This window comes from Undibacterium sp. Ji49W (genome assembly GCF_049340205.1).
GTDB lineage: Bacteria > Pseudomonadota > Gammaproteobacteria > Burkholderiales > Burkholderiaceae_D > Undibacterium.
The window spans coordinates 90,870-116,959 of the sequence record NZ_JBMPOW010000018.1 but is presented as its reverse complement, the minus strand read 5'-3'; the positions used below and the strand labels follow the sequence as shown (position 1 = coordinate 116,959).

The 26,090-nt window shown below is 52.1% G+C and carries 17 protein-coding genes; 9 read left to right on the top strand and 8 right to left on the bottom strand.

Features of this window, described 5'->3' with window-relative positions:
• The first annotated feature begins 136 nt into the window (after positions 1 to 136).
• Positions 137 to 943, top strand: a complete 807-nt coding sequence (locus tag ACO0LK_RS21020; RefSeq protein ID WP_422978502.1) for a cystine ABC transporter substrate-binding protein — start codon at positions 137 to 139, stop codon at positions 941 to 943.
• A 128-nt stretch (positions 944 to 1,071) separates the two neighbouring features.
• Complete coding sequence (locus ACO0LK_RS21015) at positions 1,072 to 1,731, top strand: amino acid ABC transporter permease (RefSeq protein WP_422978500.1); 660 nt, start codon at positions 1,072 to 1,074, stop codon at positions 1,729 to 1,731.
• Positions 1,732 to 1,737: 6 nt separating this feature from the next.
• On the opposite strand, the gene ACO0LK_RS21010 is transcribed toward ACO0LK_RS21015, so the two are convergent.
• From ACO0LK_RS21010 to hpaR, 5 genes are all read right to left on the bottom strand, one after another.
• A complete protein-coding gene (locus tag ACO0LK_RS21010) occupies positions 1,738 to 2,487 on the bottom strand; it encodes a YoaK family protein (protein ID WP_422978498.1) in 750 nt (249 codons plus the stop codon).
• A 125-nt stretch (positions 2,488 to 2,612) separates the two neighbouring features.
• The gene (locus ACO0LK_RS21005) at positions 2,613 to 4,121 is read right to left on the bottom strand and encodes a tryptophan halogenase family protein (protein ID WP_422978496.1); all 1,509 of its coding nucleotides are present in this window, start codon (positions 4,119 to 4,121) and stop codon (positions 2,613 to 2,615) included.
• Positions 4,122 to 4,236: 115 nt separating this feature from the next.
• Positions 4,237 to 6,993: a TonB-dependent receptor gene (locus tag ACO0LK_RS21000; RefSeq protein WP_422978494.1), complete on the bottom strand. Its 2,757-nt coding sequence runs from the start codon at positions 6,991 to 6,993 to the stop codon at positions 4,237 to 4,239.
• 771 nt (positions 6,994 to 7,764) lie between these two features.
• On the bottom strand, positions 7,765 to 9,066 hold the full coding sequence (locus tag ACO0LK_RS20995; RefSeq protein WP_422978492.1) for a hypothetical protein: 1,302 nt from the start codon (positions 9,064 to 9,066) through the stop codon (positions 7,765 to 7,767).
• 611 nt (positions 9,067 to 9,677) lie between these two features.
• Positions 9,678 to 10,136 (bottom strand): homoprotocatechuate degradation operon regulator HpaR, encoded by a 459-nt coding sequence (gene hpaR, locus ACO0LK_RS20990; protein ID WP_422978490.1) that lies wholly within the window; start codon positions 10,134 to 10,136, stop codon positions 9,678 to 9,680.
• Positions 10,137 to 10,292: 156 nt separating this feature from the next.
• Here hpaR and ACO0LK_RS20985 point away from each other — a divergent pair, with 156 nt between their 5' ends.
• The 3 genes from ACO0LK_RS20985 (at position 10,293) to ACO0LK_RS20975 (ending at position 14,524) form a co-directional block, all read left to right on the top strand.
• Positions 10,293 to 11,234, top strand: coding sequence for a bestrophin family protein (locus ACO0LK_RS20985; protein ID WP_422978488.1), 942 nt, complete (start codon positions 10,293 to 10,295; stop codon positions 11,232 to 11,234).
• Positions 11,235 to 11,309: 75 nt separating this feature from the next.
• Positions 11,310 to 12,821, top strand: coding sequence for a succinate CoA transferase (locus tag ACO0LK_RS20980; protein ID WP_422978486.1), 1,512 nt, complete (start codon positions 11,310 to 11,312; stop codon positions 12,819 to 12,821).
• Positions 12,822 to 12,973: 152 nt separating this feature from the next.
• Positions 12,974 to 14,524: a GH39 family glycosyl hydrolase gene (locus ACO0LK_RS20975; protein ID WP_422978484.1), complete on the top strand. Its 1,551-nt coding sequence runs from the start codon at positions 12,974 to 12,976 to the stop codon at positions 14,522 to 14,524.
• A 61-nt stretch (positions 14,525 to 14,585) separates the two neighbouring features.
• On the opposite strand, the gene ACO0LK_RS20970 is transcribed toward ACO0LK_RS20975, so the two are convergent.
• Positions 14,586 to 15,224: an NAD(P)H-dependent oxidoreductase gene (locus ACO0LK_RS20970; protein WP_422978482.1), complete on the bottom strand. Its 639-nt coding sequence runs from the start codon at positions 15,222 to 15,224 to the stop codon at positions 14,586 to 14,588.
• 318 nt (positions 15,225 to 15,542) lie between these two features.
• On the opposite strand from ACO0LK_RS20970, the gene ACO0LK_RS20965 reads away from it, so the two are divergent.
• Entirely contained in the window at positions 15,543 to 18,008 is a 2,466-nt protein-coding gene (locus ACO0LK_RS20965) for a glycoside hydrolase family 95 protein (protein WP_422978481.1), read from the top strand.
• 91 nt (positions 18,009 to 18,099) lie between these two features.
• On the opposite strand, the gene ACO0LK_RS20960 is transcribed toward ACO0LK_RS20965, so the two are convergent.
• Entirely contained in the window at positions 18,100 to 19,401 is a 1,302-nt protein-coding gene (locus ACO0LK_RS20960) for an MFS transporter (RefSeq protein WP_422978479.1), read from the bottom strand.
• Between the two features lie 204 nt (positions 19,402 to 19,605).
• Between ACO0LK_RS20960 and ACO0LK_RS20955 the strand changes: the two genes are divergently transcribed.
• Together ACO0LK_RS20955 and ACO0LK_RS20950 are read left to right on the top strand one after the other, a co-directional pair.
• Positions 19,606 to 20,523, top strand: coding sequence for a LysR family transcriptional regulator (locus ACO0LK_RS20955; RefSeq protein ID WP_422978613.1), 918 nt, complete (start codon positions 19,606 to 19,608; stop codon positions 20,521 to 20,523).
• 142 nt (positions 20,524 to 20,665) lie between these two features.
• Complete coding sequence (locus ACO0LK_RS20950; RefSeq protein ID WP_422978477.1) at positions 20,666 to 21,733, top strand: hypothetical protein; 1,068 nt, start codon at positions 20,666 to 20,668, stop codon at positions 21,731 to 21,733.
• A gap of 101 nt (positions 21,734 to 21,834) precedes the next feature.
• Here the strand turns inward: ACO0LK_RS20950 and ACO0LK_RS20945 are convergent, their stop codons facing one another.
• Positions 21,835 to 23,274 (bottom strand): methyl-accepting chemotaxis protein, encoded by a 1,440-nt coding sequence (locus ACO0LK_RS20945; RefSeq protein WP_422978475.1) that lies wholly within the window; start codon positions 23,272 to 23,274, stop codon positions 21,835 to 21,837.
• A 503-nt stretch (positions 23,275 to 23,777) separates the two neighbouring features.
• On the opposite strand from ACO0LK_RS20945, the gene ACO0LK_RS20940 reads away from it, so the two are divergent.
• On the top strand, positions 23,778 to 26,090 hold the full coding sequence (locus ACO0LK_RS20940) for a TonB-dependent receptor (RefSeq protein ID WP_422978473.1): 2,313 nt from the start codon (positions 23,778 to 23,780) through the stop codon (positions 26,088 to 26,090).

The following is a 26,090-nucleotide window of genomic DNA, read 5'->3' as shown; positions in this document are numbered from 1 at the left end:
ATAAGAAATACTTCGTTGTTCTTGAAAGTCCAGTCTCCATATCATATGCAGGTCGCCGGATAAATTCTTATCCGGCCTGTCGCGATTTACCGGCAGTCGTTGTTACCCATGACTGCCTGCTTTTTTCAGGAATATGATGAAACTCTCTACCAAAAAAACAATATCCACTTTGCTGGCCGGTGTCATTCTGGCTGGTGCGTCCCTGTCTGCTACAGCAGCCGATCTGCTTGATACCGTCAAGACCCGTGGCACGCTTAAAATTGCACTGGAAGGTACTTATCCTCCGTTCAATTTCAAAGATACCAAAACCAATGAACTGGCCGGTTTCGATGTCGATGTTGCCAAGTTGCTGGCCGCCAAATTGGGCGTCAAGCCAGAATTTGTGACTTCGGAATGGAGTGGCATCCTGGCTGGTTTGTCCGCCGGCAAATTTGATGTCATCGTCAACCAGGTCGGTATCACAGACAAACGCCAGGAAACTTTTGATTTCTCTGACCCTTATACCGTCTCCAGCGCCCAGCTCATCGTCAAGAAAGATGACAAACGTGTTTTCAAAAGCCTGGAAGACCTGAAAGGCAAAAAACTGGGCGTGGGGCAGGGCAGTAATTATGAAGAACGCGCCAAAGCAGTTGCCGGTATTGAAGTCAAAAGCTATCCGGGCGCGCCAGAATACCTGCAAGACTTGGCCGCAGGCCGTGTTGATGCCGCACTCAATGACAGCCTGATGGTTGCCTATCTGCTCAAGGCGAGTGCCTTGCCGATCAAGGCGGGCGCACCTGTTGGTGAACTGGCCAAGAACGGCATCCCGTTCCAGAAGGGCAATCCTAAATTTGCTGCTGCCCTTAACAAGGCACTGGCAGACATCATCAAGGATGGCAGCTTTGCCAAGGTATCCAATAAATGGTTCGGCAAGGATGTCAGCAAGGCACCGGCAGCGCAATAAGCTACAATCAGGGCGACTTTGCTTTGCGAAGAGCAATAGCCGCCCGATACGCTGTATGATTAAGTGGGTATCGCTCACTTCACATATCCCCGTTCAGCAAGGCGGGGATATTTCTTTTTAAAGCCGCCATGGAACTTTTAGAATTGCTGCAGATGGCCGCCCCGGTCATGATGAAGGGGGTTGCCTATACCTTGTTATTTGCGATTGGTGCCATGGCTGGGGGCCTGATACTCGGGTTTTTGCTGGCCGTCGCACGCATACTGCCGTTTGCCGCGATCAGTACCCCGGCCGCCATCTACGTCAGCCTGATACGTGGCACGCCGCTGCTGGTTCAGATTTTTGTTATCTATTATGGCTTACCCGGCATAGGTATAGAATTTTCTGCCACAGCAGCCGGTATCCTGGCGCTGAGCCTGAACGCGGGCGCTTATCTGTCAGAAAGCATACGTGGGGCCATCCTGGGTGTCAGTCGGGGCCAATGGCTCGCCAGTTCCAGCCTGGGATTGAACTACGGGCAGGCACTGCGCTATATCGTGGTGCCGCAAGCCATGCGTACTGCCGTGCCATCCATGAGCAATACCCTGATCAGCCTGATCAAGGATACCTCGCTGGTATCGGTCATCACCGTGACGGAGCTAATGCTGGCCACCAAGGAAGTCATTGCCACCAGTTTTCGGCCTTTACCCCTGTATATTGCCGCTGCCTGCGTCTACTGGGCGCTAAGCCTGTGTTTTGAAGTGGTACAAAGGCGGCTGGAAAAACGCCTGCAAAAAGCCCATCAGGTGTGAATGTCTTCAAGACCTGGAAAAGTTTTTTTTCAGGCGGGGCGCCAGTGAAAGCAGGACCAGTGCCATGGCGATAGGCAAGGTGGAGATGAATCCGAAATACTTGAAGCCGAACGCACCCAGCAGGCCACCGCTAAAAAAGGCTGATACCAGCATCAGGTGCAGACGTAGTTTCTGCACGTTCGCATCCACTTCATGATGATGACCAGGTTGGTCCTGGTGGCGGTTCCAATAAATCAATTTACCCATTTCGATACCGATATCAGTCACCAGACCAGTCACATGCGTGGTACGGATTTCTGCATTTGAAATCTTGGTGATCAGGGCATTTTGCAGGCCCATGACGTAGCACAGCAATACCGTCGTCAGCGACACGGTAACGACCGCATGTTCTTGCAGCCGGGTGCCGACCAGGCCAAACAATAGCAGCAGCAGTGCTTCCAGCAAGAGCACCGGGGTGTACACATAGCGAAACTGATTGCGTTTGGCGTAATTGACGATTAAGGCTGTACAGGCTGCCCCCCAGGCGAACGCGAACAGCATAAAGAGGGCAGCAAAGGCTGGCAGGAATTTGCCAAGAATAAAATCATCTGCGGCCGATGACAACATGCCCGTCATATGGGATGTGTATTGCCCGACTGCCAAAAAACCACCTGCGTTCAGGGCACCAGCCACGCAAGCCAGCGTGACGCCCAGATGCCGGTTGGATTGTGGCGTCCGTTTGGGGGAGGTCAGGCTGGACAAATAATGTAAGGGCATGTGCACTTCAAACTAAGGTACTAAGGTACTAAGGTACTAAGGAACTAAGGCCGTCGAAGCCTTAGTGTAGCCGAAAGTACCCTTGATAGGCCAGACCTGCCGCTGGATCGCAGTAAGCGCAGTGCTTATATCACCTTGCTCTGGGCCGCCAGTACCTGACGATGATCCTTGAAGTTCAGGGCGCAGCGCTGTATGAAATCACCCAGCGGGTTTACCTTGTCCTGGCCTGAGTCAGGCGCTTTTGCGTCCACTTCCGGGAACAGGCCCATACCGGCCATCAGTGCATACCATGAACCAATGGGATAATATTTTTCTATATCCTGCCTGCGTATTTCATCGCCCAGATCGCGCCCTTCCAGCCAGGCGGCGAAGATGTGTTTCAGCGAATCGGGGATGCCATTCAGATTGGCTGCATTGGCTTTCCAGTATTCTGTATCGGTCCGGGTATTGGTTTTGTAATGCGCAATGATGTAGTTGCGATGGCCATCAAAATAGTCATTGATTTCCTGGTTATAGACTTGCTGTGCCTGCTCGCTGAGATCGCCTTTTTCCAGGAAAAGGCAAAATATGGCAGCCGTCATTTGCGTCAGGTAAAGCGCAGTGGCTTCCAGTGGTTCCAGGAAACCCTGTGACAGGCCAACTGCAAGACAATTTTTATTCCAGTGTTTTTCGACACGTCCCAGTTTCATCTTCAGGTGACGTGCCTGGGTGTCTGATTCCAGCAAACCCAGTTTGGCACGCAATTCATGTTCTGCCTGCTCTGCCGTGGTAAATGAAGAGCTGTACACATAGCCGTTGCCAAAACGGTTTTGCAAGGGAATGCGCCAGGACCAGCCATGCTTCATGGCAGTAGATACGGTCTGTGTGGGTATCGCGTCACCGATATCCGATGGCATCGCAATCGCGGCATCATTGAACAGATTGTCGGCATAGCTGACAAAAGGGGTCTTCAGGGTTTTGCCTATCAGCAGTGCCGCAAAGCCGGAACAGTCAACGAAGAAGTCCGCTTCCATACTGCTGCCATCGTCCAAAATAACTGCAGCGATGTTGCCACTGGCATCTTGCCGTGCATCGGTGATATGGGCGCTGACGTGACGCACACCCATTTCCAGTGCTTTCTTGTGCAGGTATTTGCCCAGCAACATGGCATCAAAATGATAGCCATAGGTGGTGAAGAAAGGGAAGTGATGGGCGGCGATAGGGGCCAGGTACTGGTCCGCCAGTTCAGATGAAAGGAAGAACTTGTTTGGCAGGGCGCACACGTCTGCACCTCGCAGGCGCGCTTTGACGTTGTTGACAAACACCGGCAGGGTCAGGTTATCCACCATGGTGGCAAACTGGTGGAAATAGCTTTCATGGCCAGCTTTGGTCGACCAGCCATCAAAAGTGATGCCGGCCTTATAGGTGGCATTGCATTCTGGCATCCATTCGCTTTCCTGTATGCCCAGGTTGTCGAAGAATTTTTTCAGTACCGGTGTGGAACCTTCGCCTACACCAATGACGCCTACCGTCGGTGATTCGACAACAGTGATCTCTACACCCTTGTCTTTGACCGAGTTAGCAATAATCAGGGCAGCCATCCATCCGGCAGAGCCGCCGCCGACGATCATTATTTTTTTAATGGGTTCTTGCATGGTCACGGTCCTGGTCGGTCAATGAAAAAAAGTGATGGAGCAAAACGCACCATCACTTTAAAAAAATCGGGAAGAGGGCCAAAGCTATCCGGGCCCTCCGCCTGATCGGAGCAAATTACATCTTGGCGTGCAAAGTCAGGAAGATTTGACGGCCATTTTTATACAGGGATGCTGGCAAATCTGCTGCGCCTGGAGTTTTGGTGACCGAGCTGACCAGAGGATTGTTCAAGTCCTTGCCATCCAGAGAGATGGAGAAATTGTCGCTGATCTGGTAAGCCAGAGTGGCAGACAAAGTACCGATATCGTTCTGGTAGGCAGCGCTGTTACGGCTGGTACCATTCAGGAAGCCGGAACGATAGCTGTATGTCAGACGTGCGCTGAACTTGCTGTCTTCATAGAACACACCCAGGTTGTACGCGTTTTTGGATGTGCCGATCAAAGTACAGTCCGGTGCCAGTACATCGCCGCACTTGGAACCAGGAGCCTGACCGGTTTCCTTGCCCAGTGTGTAGGTGTAGTTGGCATTGATACCAAAACCAGCTGGCAATGCCTGGATGTAAGACAGTTCCAGACCTTTGACTTCAGCTTGTGTATTGATCGGCGTGCTCATCGCATACACAGTGTTTTTCTTCTGGATCTGGTTATAGAAGGTACCTGTGCTTGCGCCATACGTCACGTAGCCATCCAGCGCCGAATAGAACACGTCGGCAGACACCATGGATTTTGGAGCGAAATACCATTCCACGCCCAGATCAACCGTGTTGGCACGGATAGGTTTCAGGTTAGGGTTGCCACCGTTACCTGTACCTTGTACGTCACGCAGATCCAGACCCGCCATCTGACCCAGTTCAGGACGTGCCATGGTGCGGGAAACACCAAAGCGGGCGACGATATCCTTGGTCACATCCAGACGGAAGTTAGCACTAGGCAGGAAATCGACATAGCTGTTTTTATAGGTTTTCGGTTCAAAATTGCCGGATGCCCCGATCTCATTGCGTGTAACTTCTTCGCTGGTGCGGGCAACGCGTACACCAAAATTACCGCTGAAGCCTTCACCACCAAAATCAGCCATCACGTAAGCAGACTGAGTTGGTTCCTTGATGGAAAACTCATTTTGCAGCAGGTGACCACTGTAGTTGGTGTACTGTGACAGCCAGGCATTCACGGCAGACTGAGAGAAAGTCCAGTAGCCAGCGCCATTTGCACCCAGATCATTGAAAATGCCAGGGAAAGATGTCAGGCCAGACATAGGCAGGTTGGCTGCATTCGACAAACCTGGCAAAGCATTGACACCGATAGAGCTCAGGTCACGCTTGTGTTCTGCTGCGCGGAAACCGAAGCGTACGGTAGGAATGCCGGCAAGGTCGGTTTTATATGAGCCATCAATCTGCGCGTAATCTTCTTTATCGTTGGCAGTAACGTGGGAACCGTAGGTGTACGGTGCGCCAGGTGTGCCAGGTGCACCGTTGTTGAAACCACCGATAGAGAACTTGTCTGCACCAGGTGTAACATAAGTGACTGCCTTGTCAGAACCATTGATGGTGTAGCTGCCACCTGTCCACGGCATCCAGATACCCATGGCACCACTGACGGTATTGCCCAGACCTTTTGTGGTACCCAGTTTGCCGCTCAGCGTGAAACGATCATTGACGCGGACAGAACCGTCGATGTTAAAGAATTGCGACTGGCTTTCAGCAATAGGGCGTGAGAAGATTTCCTGCACGGCGCTGGACATGCCACTGCACGGTACGCAACCGGCCGGATTGCCGACGTTCAACTGGCTGATCACGCCCTGGCTCAAAGTACCGGATACAGCACTGGTAGGGAAACCCGTCGTTGCCCAGGATGGACCAACGAAACGACCCAGTGACTGCATGAAGTTGTGGTTGATGTTAGGAGCGTCCAGGTGTGACTGGAATGCGGTCACATCAATGTTCACATCCTTCGATGGTTTGAACTGGAAGTCAATCAAACCACCCTGACGGGTACGCTGCTGTTCAAACCAGGCCGTACCACCAAGGAAGTTGGTGATAGCGCCAGATGCTGGCGAAGTTGCTGTATTGGCGGTACCCGCACCCTTGATGGCATTGTCGATAGGGCTGCCGACATCAACTTTGTCCCACCAGATCTGATTTTCCTGACCGGCACGGCTCAGTGTACGTTTTTGATGGAAACCCTGCACCAGGATACCCATGGTGGATGCATCATTTTTCCATGCGACCATGCCACTCAGTTGCGGATCGGATTTGCTGGAATTTTCAGAGTTGACCATGCCAATACTGGCCTGGGCATTGAATTGTTTTTTGAAATCCAGCGGCTTGCGTGTTTCGATATCCACCACGCCCTCAGCGCCGCCTTCCAGCAAATTAGCCTGTGAACCTTTGTGTACCGTCACACGGCCAATCAGTTCAGACGGGAACAGCGAAAAGCTCACGCTGCGGCCACCGCCAACGATATTGTCGGCAAACCAGTCACCGCTGGATACAGAATGGCCGTTCAAGGTTGTCAGCGTCAGGCCAAACGGTGTACCGCGCAGGGCAACACGGTCATTTTCACCAAAGCTGCCTTCGCCACCACCGGCTGCAGCAACGCTGACGCCAGGCACGCGTTGCAGGGAATCGGCAACGTTTTTATCCGGCATCTTGCCGATGTCTTCTGCGGTAATCACTTCAACGAAAGTATCAGCATTACGTTTTTGATTCATGGATTGTTGCAGCGATGCGCGGATACCAGTAACGACCACTTCTTGTGGTTCTGTCGGTTTTGCAGCTTCTTGCGCCTGCGCTTGCATGGCCACACCCATGACCAGGAGTGCAACTGCAGATGCCATCGGCGTTAGATTACTTCTCATCGGACTCAATTTATTTTGCATTTAATTCTCCTTCGGTTTGAACCCGTCGACTACTCAGGCCCGTTACAAAAAATTGCTTACTCCCCCAAATACCTTACGCACTTGACGTAGACGACAGTGACTATTTTCGGTACCACCCGCTGCATCGTAAAGTTCATTCTGAGTTAACTACCACTCGAAACAACTACACCGGATGTGATGAACTTTAGTGATGCCTAAACAGGTTGTCAATCGGTATCTAAGTGGTATCTATGCGATGTTTAATTGGTTTGCAATCTGTCATGTATATATCATGTATGCATATGATTTTATTGAATAAATTATTTTTTTTAATTTACCAATTAAAGAAGTGGACTGATGTTTTAAACCCACAGCATGAACTTTGAGGCCAAGTTTTTACCTGGAAAAGTGGATTTAAAGTGGAATTGATTTTGGTTTTATTTCGTGAATTTCCGTGCGACAATTTTCAGCACGTTTTTGCCTTGGGCAGCGCTGCCTCTGTCACATTGCAGGTCAAAAGGCGAGATTTTCCGGGTGGGTAACGCAGGTTTCAGAGCAGACGAAACGGCGAATAAAGCGGGTCCGTAAATGACATCCTGTGAGTATCGTCGATCGTGAACTGGTCTTTGTGCAGCATGTGCTGCACGTGTAGCATTTTAGAATTTGCCGCCAGCGAAAACGCAGGCGGCGGATAGAGTGAATGAATACGTGGTCTATGCAAAGACTTTGGTGGCGTAGCTCACCTGATAGTGGTGGGCGCTGCGCATGCGGCAGCGCCCCAGACCATTTCTCTTATTTCCAGCAGGCTGACTTGTCCTTTGCGTCAAAAGAATTACCGGGCATAGGTTCCAGCGGAACGAACGAGGCGTGGTTCTGTGACTGTTTGCGTATGGTTTCTGAATAAGTGCCAAGCGCTTTGTTCATAGTATGCAGCCGGTCTATGGGCTTCACCTGCTGCAAGGGCAATGTGACTACGCCTGACTTGTATACCTCGGCATTGCTATAGGCTGTGCCACTGACGATGGTGCCGACCAGTATCGCCTTTAAATCTGACGCACTATAACCCTGTGCATTTTTACCGCCAACCACATCAGGCGGCAACAGCTCGCGGTTGACTAGCCAGCCATCTTCTTTGCTTGCCACGGTATTGCCAAAATTGATCAGTTCGTCAACGGTGTTGTTGAGTGCGATGTAGTCACGCAAGGGCAACGACTTATCGCCCGTTCCAGTTTCCTGGACATGGCTGGCCAGGTGAGGGCCTGCCGCGCAAGAGTTGCCGAATGAAAGCTGAATGCCGCTGCCATTGTTAAACATGAAGGTGCCGCGATCGGTACCGCCCGGTGGTGACGGTGCCTCATCACCGCAGTAGGTTGCATGGGATGATGTATCTTGCAAGACATGAAGAAAAAGTCCGATACGTGCGATCTGTACGGGAACGGGCACGGGAGCCGGGGCCTTCCACAAGGTGCCGGTAGTCTTTTGTTTATCGTCAAGATAGGCGCCGAGTTTCTCGTAATAATCTGAGCTACCTGTATTGGTATCGTAGTTCAAGACTTTCTTGCCGGCCGGTACATTGAGCGCTATTCCCTTGTCGCTCTTCATGATCACGGGGACAGTACCACTGATATTCATGCCGGTCAGGCAATCAAGACCGTTGGATGAAGTGAGTCCGACGGTACAAAGCAGACCCGGGTCGCGTGTCGGTAGCAGTGCCCAGGTCCGCATGTTTGCCAGCGTTTTCTGGTAGGTGTCGTCAATGCGCACGGGATAGCCGGGCTGCGGATAATGCAGAGGATACAGTGACTGCACGCCGCCAGCGCCATGCACATCGGTGCCGTATCCATTTGGTGAGAAAGATACGACATAGTGATCAAGAGGGCCATCGGTTTGCGCATTCGTTCGTACGAAACCGTTGAAGCTGGTGCTGATGTAATTTTTTCCTGAGTTCTGAGCTGATGCCTGGACACCGCACTGGTCAATCGGTATGTACTGGCCATAGTCAGTCACTTCGTCGTAGGCAGCGATCCAATACGCAACGTCTGTTCGAAACCCAAGTGCCTGCGCGATGAAGTAGGTGGCATCAGCATGGATCATGCTGCGGCCTGGCTTGATGGTAGCAAAATCAATCAGTTGTGCCGGGCAGGAGCGATTTGGCGAAACTGCCGACGGGCAAGTAGGTTTTATGCACCAGCTAATTACATCCTTTTCATTTTTGCGGGGTAGACAAATATCCTCCAGAAACGCGTGGGCGGTGGCTGGGCCGAGCAACAGGCAGAAAGACAGGGTGAGGGCTGGGAGGCGCATAATTTAACTCATTCAAGGTTGTCAGATGGCAAGCAGGCGACTGCAAAGCGCTACAAGCATCTGGACCAAAGAAATGAACAAAACGAACAAAAGCCGGGCTTGCCCAATGCCAACGCTAATTCCAATGCTAATTCCAATTGGCATTGAACTTGCCGCTTCCAGAAGGGGCAAAGCGAGCTTCCTCTTTGTGGTAACTTGGTAACTTGGTAACTTTGTAAGGCATGCAGTTTGCGACGAAGCGCGTCTTCACTACCAACTATCCGCGCCAGAGGCTAACAGTAGCACATTGTGGGTATATTTACATGTCTTTTTTGCATGCAAATAAGATAAATAATCAAAACCTATGCATAGCTTCCTTGGAGGGGAGGGGGCGCATTGCACGCCACACCTACACTGCACCTTCAGCCAGGCAAATCTACCTGGCTGACTGTCTCATGTTCTGCCGCGATAAACGATTCCAGCGACGCCACCAGGTTTTTGAGTGCAGGTTTGCCGATGGCTTGTTCAAGATGCTGATATTGCTGATCAATCAGCGTCACCATCTGTCGCATGATCTTAATGCCGTACGGTGTCAGCCTGACCATGACGCGGCGCTGGTCTTCGGGCATGCGTTGGCGACTGATCAAATCCATCTCTTCCATGCGGGCCAGCATGCCGGCCATGCTGGAACTCAGCATCAGGCACATGTCGCAGATTTCTCTTGGCTCCAGTTGCGCATGTTCGTCCAGCACCCGCATGATGCGCCATTGTTGTTCCGTCAGGCCAAAGTGATGCAGGACAGGGCGAAAATGCGCCATCAGGCTGTCACGCGCTTTTAAAAACAGTTGCGGTAGGTTGTGGCTGAACACTTGTTGCTTCATGGGGGCACCTGGCTGTGCTGGTTATTCTGGCAAGCCTGAATTATACAGCTTGACTTACTCACATGTGAGTGAAATAATTACTCACATGTTAGTGATATATTTTTCATCGTCCTCTATTTGCCTCTCCGGATCGTTCAGCAACCGGGGGAGGCAATCATGATCGTACGCGACCGCCCGTCCGGATTCAGCCTGTTCCTGATTGCACGCGGGTCTATCCTGCCGCGCATACGCTTTGCACTGGTCATCAATATTCCGGTTGCGACGCTGGTTACCTGGTCGCATGGGGATTTGTTCAGACTCAAAATCACGCTGACGACGATACCCTTCAGCCTGATCGGTCTGCCATTGGCCATTTTTTTGGGCTTTCGTAATACTGCGGCCTATGACCGCTATTGGGAAGGGCGCAAGCTGTGGGGTGAGCTGGTGCTGCGCAGCCGCAATTTTGCGCGTCAGTGTCAAAGCCTGATTGGTGGCGCAGAGCCTGCCGTCGCCAGTCTGGGCCTGGCCGATATAAGAGTACGTATGGTCTACCGCGCCATAGCGTTTTCACATGCCTTGTGTCAGCAATTACGCGACCTGCGTCAACCGGACGAATTGCGCGCTTACCTGCTGGCCGATGAATGGCAAAAAATCAGCCAGGCGAATAATCCATCTGTTTTGCTGATGCTGCATATGGGCCTGGACCTGGGAGCCTGTCTGCGCGAGAAAAGAATTGATGAATGCCTGGCTGCCACGATTGATGCCAGCATGAGCGCACTGACCGGTGCAGCCGCTGCCTGCGAGCGTATCAAGAGTACACCCATCCCTTTTTCATACACCTTGCTGTTGCACAGGACCGCCTACATCTATTGTTTTTTGCTGCCTTTTGGTCTGGTTGACTCCATCGGTTTCATGACACCGTTTGTGGTGGCAATTGTTGCATACACCTTCTTTGGTCTGGATGCACTGGGTGACGAAATTGAAGAACCCTTTGGCCTTGAATCGAATGATCTGCCGCTGGATGCGATTTGCCGCACCATAGAAATTAATTTGCGGGAATCGCTGCAAGATACGAACTTGCCCCCGGCACTGGCACCGGTCAATTTTTGTCTGACTTGATCCAGGCCAGGCTGGCCAGATTGACCAAGGCTCAACCACTGTTTTCATTACCCATCAATAACCTACAGGTGCACCATGAACGAACAAATCCAGGCACGCATACGTCATCCCCAACTGCTTGAGCGCATCACCAGCGCCAGCCAGGCGGCATCCTGGGTGAAGGATGGCATGACCATAGGCATGAGCGGATTTACGCGTGCGGGCGATGCAAAAAAAGTCCCCCTGGCCCTGGCTGAAAGAGCCCACACCGAAAAGCTCAATATCACCCTGATGACAGGTGCGTCGCTGGGCAGTGATGTTGACAAGACACTGACACAGGCAGGTGTGCTGACACGGCGCATGCCATTCCAGGCCGACCCGGTGTTAAGGGCCGCCATCAATGCGGGCGAAGTCATGTTCATTGACCAGCATTTGTCAGAAACCGTGGAACTGCTGCGCACCCGGCAAATTGCCGGTATTGACATCGCCATCATTGAGGCGGCGGCGATCACCGAAAGCGGTGCCATCGTGCCGACTACTTCGGTGGGCAACAGTGCCAGCTTTGCCATTCTGGCCAGGCAAGTGATTATCGAGCTGAACATGGCCCAGGCCGCCGAACTGGAAGGGTTGCATGATATCTTCATCCCCAGGCAAAGGCCTCTGCGCGAGCCCATGCCACTGATGTCAGTCAGCGATCGCATAGGCACCACCAGCATCCAAATACCGCCAGAAAAAATCATAGCAATTGTTATTACGGATCAGCACGACAGTCCATCCACAATACTGCCACCAGATGCAGACACGGCGCTCATCGCCAATCACCTGGTCAGTTTTTTCAAAAACGAAGTAGAGCAGGGGCGGCTGGGCAATAGCCTGCTGCCCATCCAGGCTGGCATAGGAACCATCGCCAATGCCGTCATGACAGGCTTTATTGATAGCCCGTTTGAGCATCTCAGCATGTATTCTGAAGTCTTGCAGGATTCAACTTTTGATCTGTTTGATGCGGGCAAACTAGATTTTGCATCCGGCTCCTCCATCACCTTGTCGGCAAAAAAATATGACCAGGTGTTTAGTCACTTTGCACGCTACAAAGACCGTCTGGTGTTGCGCCCGCAAGAGGTCAGCAATCACCCTGAAATCATACGTCGTCTGGGCATCATCGCCATCAATACGGCATTGGAAGCCGACATCTATGGCAACGTCAATTCCACCCACGTCATGGGCACTCACATGATGAATGGCATTGGCGGTTCAGGCGATTTTGCCCGCAATGCCTATCTGGCCGTCTTCGCTACCAAGTCTCTGGCCAAGGACGGCAAGATATCCAGTATTGTGCCCATGGTGTCGCATGTTGATCATACCGAACATGATGTCGATATCATCGTTACCGAAGTTGGTCTGGCCGATCTGCGCGGTCTGGCACCGCGCGAGCGGGCACAACTCATCATCAATAATTGCGTCGCCGAACCCTATCGCCACATGCTGCAAGATTACCTGACGCGCGCCACCGCCCGCAGTGGCCATACACCCCATATACTGGAAGAAGCATTGTCATGGCATGTGCGGTATCAGAATACAGGGTCCATGCAGAGACAGACAGGCGGATAAAGGACCTGGCCAGAGGGAGAGAGCACTGTCGCGCCGGTCGTTGACAGTTATCATTCCTTCGGCTGGCGGTTTTCGTAATTGCGCGTGCAGGCAGCGCGCAGCAGAATGCAAGCTCAAATAAAGCTGTTTATTCTAATAACGAGACTACCACCATGTTCAAGCCCCTGCTGTTGGCTTTGGCGACGCCGCTGTTGTTTGGCGTGTCGCACGCTGCCGATCTGCGCAGCATCCACATTGATGTCACCTCGCCGACAACACAACGCGATCACTTCACAGATTTTTCCGTCGGTTCTGACTACCCCGGCACGCTGATGCGCGAAGATAGTCTGGCGCAGTTACAGACCGTTAAGACCGAACTGGGTTTTCGTTACCTGCGCTTTCATGGCATTTTTCATGATGTACTGAACACCTATACCGAGCGTGACGGCAAGCCGGTATATGACTGGACCAAAATCGATTATTTGTATGACCGCCTGCTGCGCATGGGTATCAAACCTTTTGTCGAGCTGGGTTTTACACCGCAGGCGATGCGGGGTTCTGACAAGACTATCTTTTACTGGAAGGGCAATATCTCGCACCCCGACCCGGTCAAATGGACAGCCCTGGTGGACGCCTTTGTACGCCACCTGCAAGCGCGTTATGGGCGTGAAGAAGTCAGAAGCTGGTATTTTGAAGTATGGAATGAACCCAATCTCGCGATTTTTTGGGAAGGGGCTGATCAGGCTGCCTATTTTGATTTATATGAAAGAAGCGCCCGTGCCATCAAGGCCATAGACCCACAGCTGAAAGTGGGCGGGCCCGCCACCGCCGGTGCGGCCTGGGTGCCAGAATTTTTGGCGTTTACCCAAAAGACCGGCGCACCGGTTGATTTCATCACTACCCATACTTATGGTGTTGATGGTGGTTTCATTGACGAGCATGGCGTCAGTGACACCAAGCTATCCACTTCACCCCATGCTGTGACAGGTGATGTAAAAAAGGTGAGGGCGCAGATCAAAGCCTCTGCACGCCCGGATTTACCACTCTTCTTTACCGAGTGGAGCAGCAGTTATACGCCGCGTGACCCTGTGCATGATTCTTACATCAGCGCCGCCTACATTTTGAGTAAATTGAAATCCAGCGAAGGTCTGGCGCAAGGCATGAGCTATTGGACCTATACCGATCTGTTTGAAGAACCGGGTCCACCGACGGCATCGTTTCAGGGTGGTTTTGGTTTGCTCAACCCTGAAGGCATACGCAAGCCAGCCTACTTCGCCTACAAATACCTGCACCAGTTGGGCGAAGCTGTCATTGCCACCCAGGACCCGCAAAGCTACGTGACACGTACCGATGACAGGGCCTTGCAGGTGCTGGCCTGGGATTATCGCCAGCCCTTACAAGACAAGAGCAACCGTGGCTTCTACACCACTGTGCTGCCATCCAAAAACCTTACACCCCTGGAACTGGATGTCAGTGGCCTGCAAGCCGGGGATTACACCGCATATATCTATCGCACGGGTTTCAGATCGAATGATGCTCACACCGCATACCTGGAAATGGGTTCGCCCGCCAGGCTGAACACGACGCAGTTAAAGACATTACAGGATGTGACGACGGATCAGCCAGAGCTTCGCCAGTTGAAGGTGCTGCAATCAGGCAAAGCCAGCATCAAAATTGATATGCACGAGAATGATGTGGTTCTGGTCAGGCTGCTACCCCGATGACGAAAATGGCCTGCCAGGATAGTCTCTGGCAGGCCATAGTATCGACAGACAACTGGCAGGTTTAATCTACCAGAGTGATGAATTCAGCACGCGGGCGACGTACTTTTTTCAGGTTTTGCAGCCAGTCACCTTCGGTAGCGCGATAGCCCAGCGGCAGGATCACGACGGAACGCAAGCCTTTTTCGCGCAGTTTCAGTATTTCGTCGACTTTGGCCGGATCAAAACCTTCCATAGGCGTGCTGTCGACTTCTTCATAGGCAGCGGCGATCAGTGCTGATCCCAGGCCGATGTAAGCCTGACGGGCAGCGTGCTGGTAATTGGTTTCGGCATCACGTTTTGGGTAGCTGGCCAACAACATCTGGCGATAGTTTTCCCAGCCTTCGTTTTTGAAGCCGCGTTCTTCATTCACCAGGTCAAACATGTAATTGATACGTTCTTCGGTGTAGTTGTCCCATGCTGCAAAAACCAGAAGGTGGGAGCAGTCGGTAACCTGTGCCTGATTCCAGGCGTGCGGTTTGATTTCTTCACGCACAGTCGGGTTGGTCACAACGATTACTTCGTAAGGTTGCAGGCCACTGGAACTGGCAGTCAGGCGCACTGCTTCCAGGATACGGTCAACTTTTTCCTGTGGAACAGCCTTGGTCGGTTCCATTTTTTTGGTGGCATAACGCCATTCGAGCTTGCTTAACAATTCAGACATGGGTTCTTACTTTCTGGGCAATAAGGTTAAAAATTACTTCAGCAATGAAATGAGTTCTGATTATATGTGGGTTTGCCTGAACGCGTTTCAAGTGCTGATTTTTTAAAATTGATTGATGAATTTATATCGCGAAATAACAGCTGCCTAATGTATAGCCACGTATGGCCAGGCTTGGCCAGTCATGGTTCTGATTACTTCGCCTGCTACGCGGCAAAGAATTGACTTCGTTGTTAGCAGTTGCTGTAATGCCATGAGCCATCAACAGTCGTTTCGTTTAGTGTGTATTTGCCATCCCTTATCAACGGAGTGAAGTAAATCATGACCAAAAAGTTCATTGTCAATCAAATGGCGGCGACCGCAAAATTCAATCGCAGCAGACGCAATTTGATGCTGGGCATGGCTGGCCTGGCTGGCACGCCAACATTGGTCATGGCGCAAAACAGTGAATCGAAAAAAAACACAAACACGCTCTGGTATAGGCAACCAGCATCGTGCTGGGAAGAGGCACTGCCAATCGGCAATGGCCGCCTGGGGGCAATGGTTTTTGGGCGGGTAGGGCAAGAGCGCCTGCAACTGAATGAAGATACCTTGTGGGCAGGTGCGTCCTATACGCCGGACAATCCGGATGCGCGGGCAGCATTGCCAGAAGTACGGCGGTTGATCACTGAAGGCAAATTCAAAGAAGCGACTGATCTCGCCGGCACCTATATGATGGGCAAGCCTCTGAAGCTGATGCCCTATGGCAGCCTGGGTGACGTGTTGCTAACCTTGAACGGTGCCGTGCAGCCAGCGAAGTATGAACGCCAGCTTGATCTGGCGACGGCGATCAACACTACTACATACCAGACAGCAGATGGCGCATTGGTGCGTGAAACATTTGTTTCGGTACCAGATCAGGTCATCGTCATGCATATGACGGCGGAACAAGCACGGCTGAGTCTTGAACTGGCTTACCGCAGCCCGCGCAAGGTCAAATATCCGTCTTCTGACTATCAAGGTGCCGATGGTTTGATCAAACAGGCAGCGGTTGATTGGCTGAAGACGGAATTGGCAGACGAGCTGAGCGCTGGCTCCAGCATGGCAGCAGAAGGCAAAGACGCCGTCCTGATCACAGGTAGCAATGAACCTGGCCCTGACGGCAAATCCGGTTTGCGTTATGCCCTGCGTATCAAATTACTCACCGATGGCAAACTTGCCTTGAGTAAGGGTGGAATGACAGTCAGCAATGCCAGCACAGTGACACTACTGATCGCCGCTGCCACCAGCTATGTCAATTACCACGATGTCAGCGGCGACCCGGTTGCGCTTGTAAGGCGTCAAACCGAACAGGCTGTAACCAAACCTTATGAGGTGCTCAAGACTGAACACATCCGCGCTCATCAGGCGCTGTTCAACAACATGTCCATCAACCTGGGTAGCACGGCGCAGGCCGCACACCCTACGGACATTCGCATTGCTGCCGCCGAAACGGCAGACGACCCGGCGTTGTCTGCCCTGTATGTTCAGTATGCACGTTACCTGATGATTTCTTCTTCGCGCCCAGGCACCCAACCGGCAAACTTGCAGGGTATCTGGAATGAAGGCACCAACCCGCCGTGGGGCAGCAAATACACCATCAACATCAATACGCAGATGAACTACTGGCCCGCTGACCCGGCAGGACTGGGTGCCTGCGTTGAACCATTGCTGCGCCTGGTAGAAGACCTGGCAGTGACCGGTGCCAAGACTGCCCGTACCATGTATAACGCCAGCGGCTGGGTGACGCATCACAATACCGACCTGTGGCGGGCTGCCTCGCCAAATGATGGGCCACGCTGGGGCCTGTGGCCTTGCGGTGGCGCATGGTTATGCAACTCTGTATGGGATCATTATGATTACAGCCGCGATGCCGACGTGCTGGCGCGCCTGTTCCCGGTCATGCTTGGTGCTTCAAGGTTTTTTCTCGACACCTTGATTGAAGACCCCAAAGGCCGTGGCCTGGTGACATCCCCTTCACTGTCACCAGAAAACTCGCATCCGTTTGGAACGTCCTTGTGTGCCGGCCCGGCCATGGATCGCCAGATCGTGCGCGACTTGTTTAAAAACACCGTAGAGGCCGCACGCCTGCTGAAGCAAGAAACTGACTTGACAGTCCGCATCGCCAAGACGCTACCGCGCATAGCAATCGATCAGATTGGAAAAGCCGGACAATTGCAAGAATGGCTTGACGACTGGGATACCCAGGCCCCCGATCAACATCATCGCCACGTTTCCCACTTATATGCTGTCTATCCTAGCAGCCAGATCAATGTGCGTGATACACCAGATTTGTTGCAAGCCGCAAAAAATAGTTTGCGCCAGCGCGGCGACTTGGCCACAGGCTGGGGCACAGCATGGCGCATCTGCCTGTGGGCGCGCATGGGTGACGGCGACCATGCGCACAGCATACTAAAGGCCTTGACCGGCCCCAGGCGCACCTACCCGAATATGTTTGATGCCCACCCGCCATTTCAGATCGATGGTAATTTCGGCGGTTCGGCCGGCGTGTTGGAAATGCTGCTGCAATCGTGGGGAGGGGAAGTGTTCTTGCTGCCAGCCTTACCAACTGCCTGGCCATCAGGTGAAGTCAAGGGCATGTGTGCACGCGGTGGCTTGATCGTCGATATGCAATGGCGGGGTGGCAAGTTGGTATCAGCGATATTGCAGGGGCAGCCTGGTGCAGCCGTGCGGGCTGATTATCGTGGTGTGAAGATGGATGTCAGCCTGGATGCAAAGGGTATGCATCGTCTGAAACTACCTGCTTAACTGGCTTAAAAAAGCTGATATTTTTCAGGCAGCTTCAACATGATCGGCGCTACAGCCAAAACTGTAGCACCAATATTTTATGGCTGATCAATCAGGCCTTCTCAGCCGGTACCTTCCAAAAGCGTACCGCCAATGCTGCTAGCGCTGTTGCAGTCGCAAGGCTGGTGACACCTGTCCAGCCCCATTGTGCCAGCAGGGCACTGCCCAGAGTAGCACCAGATGCCATGCCGATGAACATGCCGACAAAAAGTACCGCATTCAGACGGCTGCGTGCACCGGGGTCTATGCTGTAGACGATGGTTTGATGAGCGATCAGCGTTGCCTGTACACCCAGATCAAAACCGACCGTACCTATGCCCAGCAACCACAGTTGCGCAGTGGGTGACAAGAAAGGGCTGAAGTTCATTGCCGCAAAGGACACAGCAGTCAGGCCCGCACCAAGTTTGGTGACCAGGCCCGGCCCATGTTTGTCGGCCAGGTGACCGGCCACTGGGGCGGCCAGTGCACCTACAGCCCCAGCCAAACCAAAGGCACCCGCTACTGCACTGCCCATATGAAACGGCTCTGCATGCAGCATCACTGCCAGGGTGGACCAGAAAGCACCGAAACCCATCGCCAGCAAACCCTGTGCCAATGCGGCACGACGCAACATGCCGTGGCGGCGCAACAAATCCAGCAGTGAACCCAGCAAGGCGCGATAGCTCAAGGTGGTTGTCGGTGCAAAATGCGGCAAGCCACGCCATATGGCAACACCTATCAGCGAGACCCCGGCAGCAGCCAGCACAAACATCGTACGCCAGCCAAAATGCTCTGCCACAAAACCGCTGATCACACGCGACAGCAAGATACCCATCAACAGCCCGGTCATGACCGTGCCCACCACCTTGCCGCGCCTTGATTCATGCGCCAGCGTGGCCGCGGCGGGCACAATATCCTGCGCCATGGTCGCCGTCAGCCCGATAGCCAGGCTGGCAATCAGCAATATACTGAGTGACTGCGCAAACGCCGCCGCAATCAGCGACACCACCAGCAAGCCAGCCTTGATAAGGATGATGTTACGACGATCATGCTTGTCCCCCAGCGGTGCCAGCAGCAAGATACCCAGCGCATAGCCCAACTGCGTCAGGGTCGGCACAAAACCGATATCCAGATCGCTGACACCGATGTCTGTGGCAAGTACACCCAGCATGGGCTGGCTGTAATACAGTGATGCCACCGACAGACTGGCGCCACTGGCCAGCAACAGCACCATCGATGATGACGGTTGCTGGTGCACTGCGTTGGCGCCAGCTGCTGCATGAGAGACAGGTGCCGTTGCTGGTGTCTGTAAGGCCAGAGCAGGACCAGACTGGCCCGATATATTCTGGTTATGCGAATTATGAATGGAAGACATGATTTGTTCCTTGTTTTTTGCTGGTGATTACAAAGGCTGCTTGAGTAAATGCAGTGTATTGCGCCGCAAAATAAAACGGTAGTAGCATGGCTCGCAGATTTGTTATACATTTGACGTATGACCAAAGCCCGCGCTTCCCGCCTCGACAATACTGCCAATGTCGCTAATGCCGTCAATGTCGCCAATGTCGCAACAGCGGCCCTCATGACAGGGGCTGGTGACCGCATAGAGCTGATGCAAACCTTTGTCCGCATCGTTGAAGCGGGCAATCTGTCTGCTGCTGCCGTCCAGTTGGGCACGACCCAGCCCACCGTCAGCCGCCGCCTGCAATCGCTGGAACAGTTTTTGGGTGTACGTCTGTTACATCGTTCCACCCACAGCATGCGCCTTACCGCAGATGGTGAACGTTGCTACGAACATGCCAGAAACCTGCTGGTGAACTGGGCCACGCTGGAATCGGATATACGCGGCAGCAATGAAGAGCCAGAAGGCGTGCTGCGGGTAGTCGCACCCCACGCCTTTGGGCAAGAGCGCCTCATCAAGCCTTTGGCCGACTATCTCAAGCGCTATCCGCGCGTGTCTGTTGAATGGCTGCTGCATGACGACACTTCACTGCAAGACTTTATCGCCGCCGGCATAGACTGCGCCATCCAGGTCGGTGAAATCGCCGATTCGTCGTTGGTAGCCATCAAGCTGGCCGAAGTGCCACGCATCGTCGTCGCTGCGCCATCCGTGCTGGCAGGTAGACCCATGCCGCAACATGCTATGGATCTGGCAGGCTTGCCATGGTTATCGCTGCGCACGTTTTATCGCAATGAAGTCTTTCTGCATCATGTACAAACAGGAGAAATCCAGCGCCTGGCCTTCACCCCGCGCCTGAGCACAGACAACCTCTACGCCCTGCGTACCGCAACACTGGAAGGCCTGGGCGTAGGCATAGGTTCCGCCTGGATACTGGTCGACGATCTGGCCACAGGCCGCCTGATACAACTGGCCCCGCAATGGCAGGCCACACCATTGCCGGTAAGCTTGGTCTACCCCTACGCAAAATTCTACCCGGCACGCCTGCGGCGGTTTATTGAAATGATACGGGCGGCGGTGCCGACTACTTTGCATTGTTGAGTTGTTGAGTGGTTTAAATTGCATTTATTTTTGTTACAATCACTGGCCTTTCTTATTTCTTGATTTTTATTTTCCTCTTCCCCGAGACTCACTTGACTGGTACGCAAGATAGTCAAGGCAGGTCCATTTTTAATCTGACATGATGAAATTTCAAAATACAGCAGTACTTTCTATCGCTCTTGTTTTATCTGCCTGCGGCGGCGGTAGTGGCGGCTCTGCAAATAGTGGCGGTGCCACGGGTGGGGCCAACTCCGGGATTGTGTCGGGGCAAGGTTGTACCAATAAGTTCGGGCGCAATTGGACTGCGGTGGATGGGGTAAAGCAGAAGTTGGAATACTTTAATAATGTTGTCTATGGCAATGGCGTTTTTTTGGGAATAGGGTACGGAAAGGCAGTAATAAGTCGGGATGGCGAAAACTGGGTTAACGTGGCTTCTTCCGGTGTACATGGTGGCTATGCATTGACTTATGCCTTGGGAAAAATCTACATGGTAGGCCAGACTGGTGGACTAACGGATAATCGAATGATGGCATCAAGCACGATCGATGGTACAAGTTGGGATAACGTGATTATAGGCGACAGCGCGAATCCATCTCTGCAAGCACTGCCAAATTTTGACCCCAAAAGCATGTCCTATGGTAATGGGAGATTTGTACTGGTCGGTGGTGATGGCAAAATCATCTGGAGCGCAGATGCCCGGAGTTGGCATGCCGCAGCAAATGCGGCTGATCTCAAAGTTTATGTCTTTGGCTGGAGTACATTTGCGAATGGAAAATTCTATACTGGGGCAGGTCTCAATGTATATGTCAGCAGTGATGGCAATACGTGGCAGCAACAGAAAATCGTTGGCGACGGGGCATTCCCGGCTTCGTATATATCAGGCATGCGGTATTTTAATGGCATGTATGTTGCTACTGATGGACTAGGCAATATTGCCAACAGCAGCGACAGCATCAACTGGAAAACTGTCGCGAAGGGGCGAACCTTCCTGCAGATAAATGGTAATGCGCTGGTTGCTGGCGGTGGACAATTGATGGCGGTCGATTCTGCGTCCAACTTTACTAGAGATGGCGATGATATTTTTTACAGCTGTGACGGCATCCAATGGGAAAAAACGAAAGTCCCAAATGGCAATTATAGTTACTCAATAGCGATAGGCGACAGTATTGCTGCGGGTGTGGGCAACACGCCAATTTTTTCCAAGTATTGATTTGTACGGATGTTGTAGTCTGGGTTCGCTATAACGGGGACACGCACATTCTGAAACCTTGATTCATGAAAAGCGAAACACTCTGAACTTGTTTCGCTTTTCTACCGCCTCACCCCCTGCCGATCCGACGTAATAAACTGCCCCATGATCGCCGTCAACGAATTGGCTTGCGTCAGCAAGACTGTAGAAGCGCTTGCCAGGTTGTTGACGACGCTGGCGTTGCTGTTGACGGTGTTGCTGATGGTGCTGACTTCGGTATGGACTTGTTCGACGCCTGTTGCCTGTTCTATGCTGGATTGATTAATGGCAGAGATCATCTGCGACACCTGGTTGACGCTGGCGACGATTTCTTCCATCGTTAAACCAGCCTTGCTGACCAGGGTATTGCCCAGTTCGATGCGTTGTGTGGAATCGGTAATCAATGCCTTGATTTCTTTGGCGGCACTTGCACTTCGCTGCGCCAGATTTCTGACTTCGCTGGCTACCACGGCAAAGCCGCGTCCCTGCTCGCCGGCTCTGGCGGCTTCAACTGCGGCATTCAACGCCAGGATGTTGGTTTGAAATGCGATGCCGTCGATGACGGAAATAATATCGACAATTTGCCGGGAACTGTCTTTGATCGAATCCATGGTCTGCACGACTTCGTTGACGACATGCCCACCTCGTTGCGCTACTTCAGAAGCTGCTTTGGCAAGTTCGTTGGCACTGGTAGAATTTTCCCGGTTTGCTGCAACACTGGATGTCAGCGATTCTATCGACGATGCCGTGCGCTGTATCGATATGGATTGTTCTTCGGTACTGTCGGCCAGTGCATTGCTGTCAGCCGTAATTTGTTCGGATGAGCTATGTATCGTGTGGGCGCTTTGCGATACCTGCACGATGGTGGATTGCAGTAACTGGATTACCGCATCCAATGACTTGCCGGAATCGCTGATGGCGTCATGTGGATGGTCTCTGAGGTTAATGATGCCGCCACCCGCGTTCAGGCTTTCTGTGTAAGACTTCAATTCAAATTCTTGTATCCTGTCATTGCGGATAATCGATGCAATGTAAATCAGTACGGCGGCTTCTACCACAACATAGCCGGCATGGATGAGCAATATCACCAGCCCTGGTTTGGTGAAGCAAAACACGCCAAATTCCAGCGACTGCAAATAATCAAAACTGACATGATGAATGGCGATGGTGGCGGCTGCTGCCGCGATCACTTTCCAGTCTGCGTAGATGAGCAAAAACGCCAGAAAAGCAAAAATTCCGAAGTGGAATTCTGTCATCCCGCGTGCCTGATGGATATGCAGTGCGCAATACGCCATCAACAGTACAGCGTTGCTTAATCGTGTCAACACAGCGCCTGGAAATTTAAAAGTGAAGAAACCAGAGATCAGCAGAAAGGGGATGCCCATCCACAATGCCAGACTCCAGGTGTCATACCAGTTGGCGATGGCAAACGCGAAAACCTGCATGCCGATCAATACAGAAAAAATGAGTTTGTCGGCACGCGCATAGGTGCCGGCCATGTGTTGGGTTTTTTGATAAGTCATACGTAAGCAGGAAGAATGTTTTTCTTCCTGCTCAGCCTGTTGCGAGGGGAAGAATTTATTGACCAGAAATTATTTTGATAAGCGCATTTCTGGCGCATGTGTTGACTATATATGGATTGCAGGAAACAAACTGTAAAAGATATTCAAGCAGCTTACTCATGCCTTGTCCTGAATGTTATGCATAAGAGCAACATGTATTTGTGATTCCACAAGATCCCTTGCTTGCCACAGAGAGTGGGGTGGCTTTTTGAGATGTCGAATAAGTAAGTCTGAATGTTGCCTGTATTGACTGAAAATAATCCTTGGCTTGACTACGAATGTAAATGATATTGATTCTCATTGTTAACATGTGTATCATTCTGCGGATGGAAGATGGCAATGCAGTAATAAATTGACATCGCACGCAATCAATTTCGATACACAAGCAGAGGCATGTTTTGAACCACTCAAACCTTAAACAACCAAAAAACCTTCGTCTTACTGATGATCTGGTCATTAATTCAATGAAAAAGACGACATTGGCATTGGGTATTTCCAGTGCGATGTTCATGCCTATGGCTGCCATGGCGCAAGAAGCTACGCCACCTGCTGCCAAGACACAGAAAGATGCGCAGAAATTGCAGGAAGTGGAAGTGTTGGGCAAGCGCGTTGAATCCAATCCAAATGCTGAAATTGGTGCTCCTTATAAAGCAAAATCATCTGCTGATTCCCGCCACACCCGCCCGCTGGCAGAAACGCCACAAACCATCTCGGTGTTGACCCGTGCAGCGATTGATGACTCTGGCCTGACCGATCTGAAACAGGTATTGGGCGCACAGCCAGGTATTACGCTGGGTACCGGCGAAAACGGTAACGCCTTCGGCGACCGTTACATCATCCGTGGCCAGGAAGCGCGTAGTGACGTGTTCGTCGATGGCTTGCGCGATCCAGGTATGTCTACACGTGAAAGTTTCGTGATCGAACAGCTGGAAATTGCCAAAGGCCCCAATTCCAGTTTTGCCGGTCGTGGTACTGCCGGTGGTGCGATCAACGCTATCACCAAGCAAGCTACCCTGGATCATGATTTTGAGCGGGTTTCTATAGGTATCGGCAGTGATTCACAACGCCGCGTTACTGCTGACATCAACAAAGGTTTTGGCGATCATTTTGCTTTGCGCGCCAATGTGCTGTATGGCGATGAAGACGTGCCTGACCGTTCACCTGCTAACCGCAAGCGCAAGGGTATTGCCTTGTCCGGCCTGTATGAAGTCAGCAAGGATTTGTCTGTTACGCTGGATTACTATGGTCTGCGCACCAAGGATACATCTCCGGATCTGGGTTACTACCTGGTTGGCACAGTGCCTAACCGTGTACCGGCAACCAATGTGCCAGTGTATGGCCAGGCAAATGATTTCCTGAAATCTGATGTAGACACGGTTACAGCCCGTGTGAACTGGACGCTGGCGCCTGACCTGAAGCTCACCAGCCTGACGCGTTACGGTAAATCCGGCAACGGCTATGTCACTACAGGTGCATCTTCTGCAACGCGTTACAACGGTGCAACCGGTGTGGCTTACACCACGGGCGTTCTCGATGGCGGCCACACTGGCTGGCAGGATATCGATTACTTTGCACACCAGAGTAATCTGCGTTGGGACAAAGTGCTGGGTGGCCTCAAGCATGAGTTCATTTTCGGTGCTGAATATGCTGACCACAAAGTGGTATCCGGTACCTACGCCATTACCAATACTGGCACATTCAATTGCAAAACCACAGCCGGCATTGGCGCCAACAATGGCTTCTGCTTTACTGACAGCAATGGCACACCAGTTGCTAACCTGAGCAATCTGGCTGGCCGTAATTCCAGCCGTCTGACCTGGAACCAGGATTGGCATATCAAGGCATTGGCACTGACGCTGATGGACACCGTTGATCTGACTGACAAATTTACGGCCTTTGGTGGCTTGCGTGCAGATTCCTTTGACCTGAACCTGACACGTCGCAATAACACGACAGGCGCCATCACTGGCGACTACGGTTACAAAGACACACTGGTGAATGGCCATCTGGGTCTGAGCTACAAAATCACTCCCAAGCTGATCGTCTACGGTTCTGTTGCCAGCGCACAGGACATCAACGGCGGTGAAGCCGATGCCGGTACCAGCAGTGGTTACGGTGGTGCTGTTCTGTATCAAAACCAGATCGCTGGTGCCAAGCCTGAAACATCGATCAACTATGAACTGGGTGTGAAGTGGAATCTGCTGGACGACAAATTGCTTGCTACGGCAGCCTTGTTCCAGACCCAGAAATCTGATGTGATGGAAGGTGCCAACTATGACACAGTCGGTACATTCAATTCCGGTAAAAATCGTGTGCAAGGTCTGGAACTGGGCCTGAGCGGTAATCTGACCGAAGACTTGTCCGTACAGGCTGGCGCGGCTTTCATGGATTCCAAAGTGCTGGCTTCTTCTACACCGGCAAACATTGGTAATCCATTGAGTAACTTCGCCAAGAAAACCTTCTCGATACAGGCCAAGTACCAGTTGACCAATGCGTTCTCGTTTGGTGGTGCAGCACGTCATGAAAGTGATCGTTGCGGTGGTCAGCCTGACACAGCGGCAGGTTACACAGCTGCTGGTCTTTGCTCGCAACCAGTACCTTCGTTCACGGCATATGATGTGTTTGCTGCATATCGCTTCTCACGTCGCTTTGATGTCCGCGTCAATGTATTGAACGTCACGAACAAGGACTACTACACAGCCGTGTACCGTTCTGGTGCCTTCTTGTATAAAGGTGACGCACGTGCAGTACGCGTCGCGCTGAACTACGAAATGTAA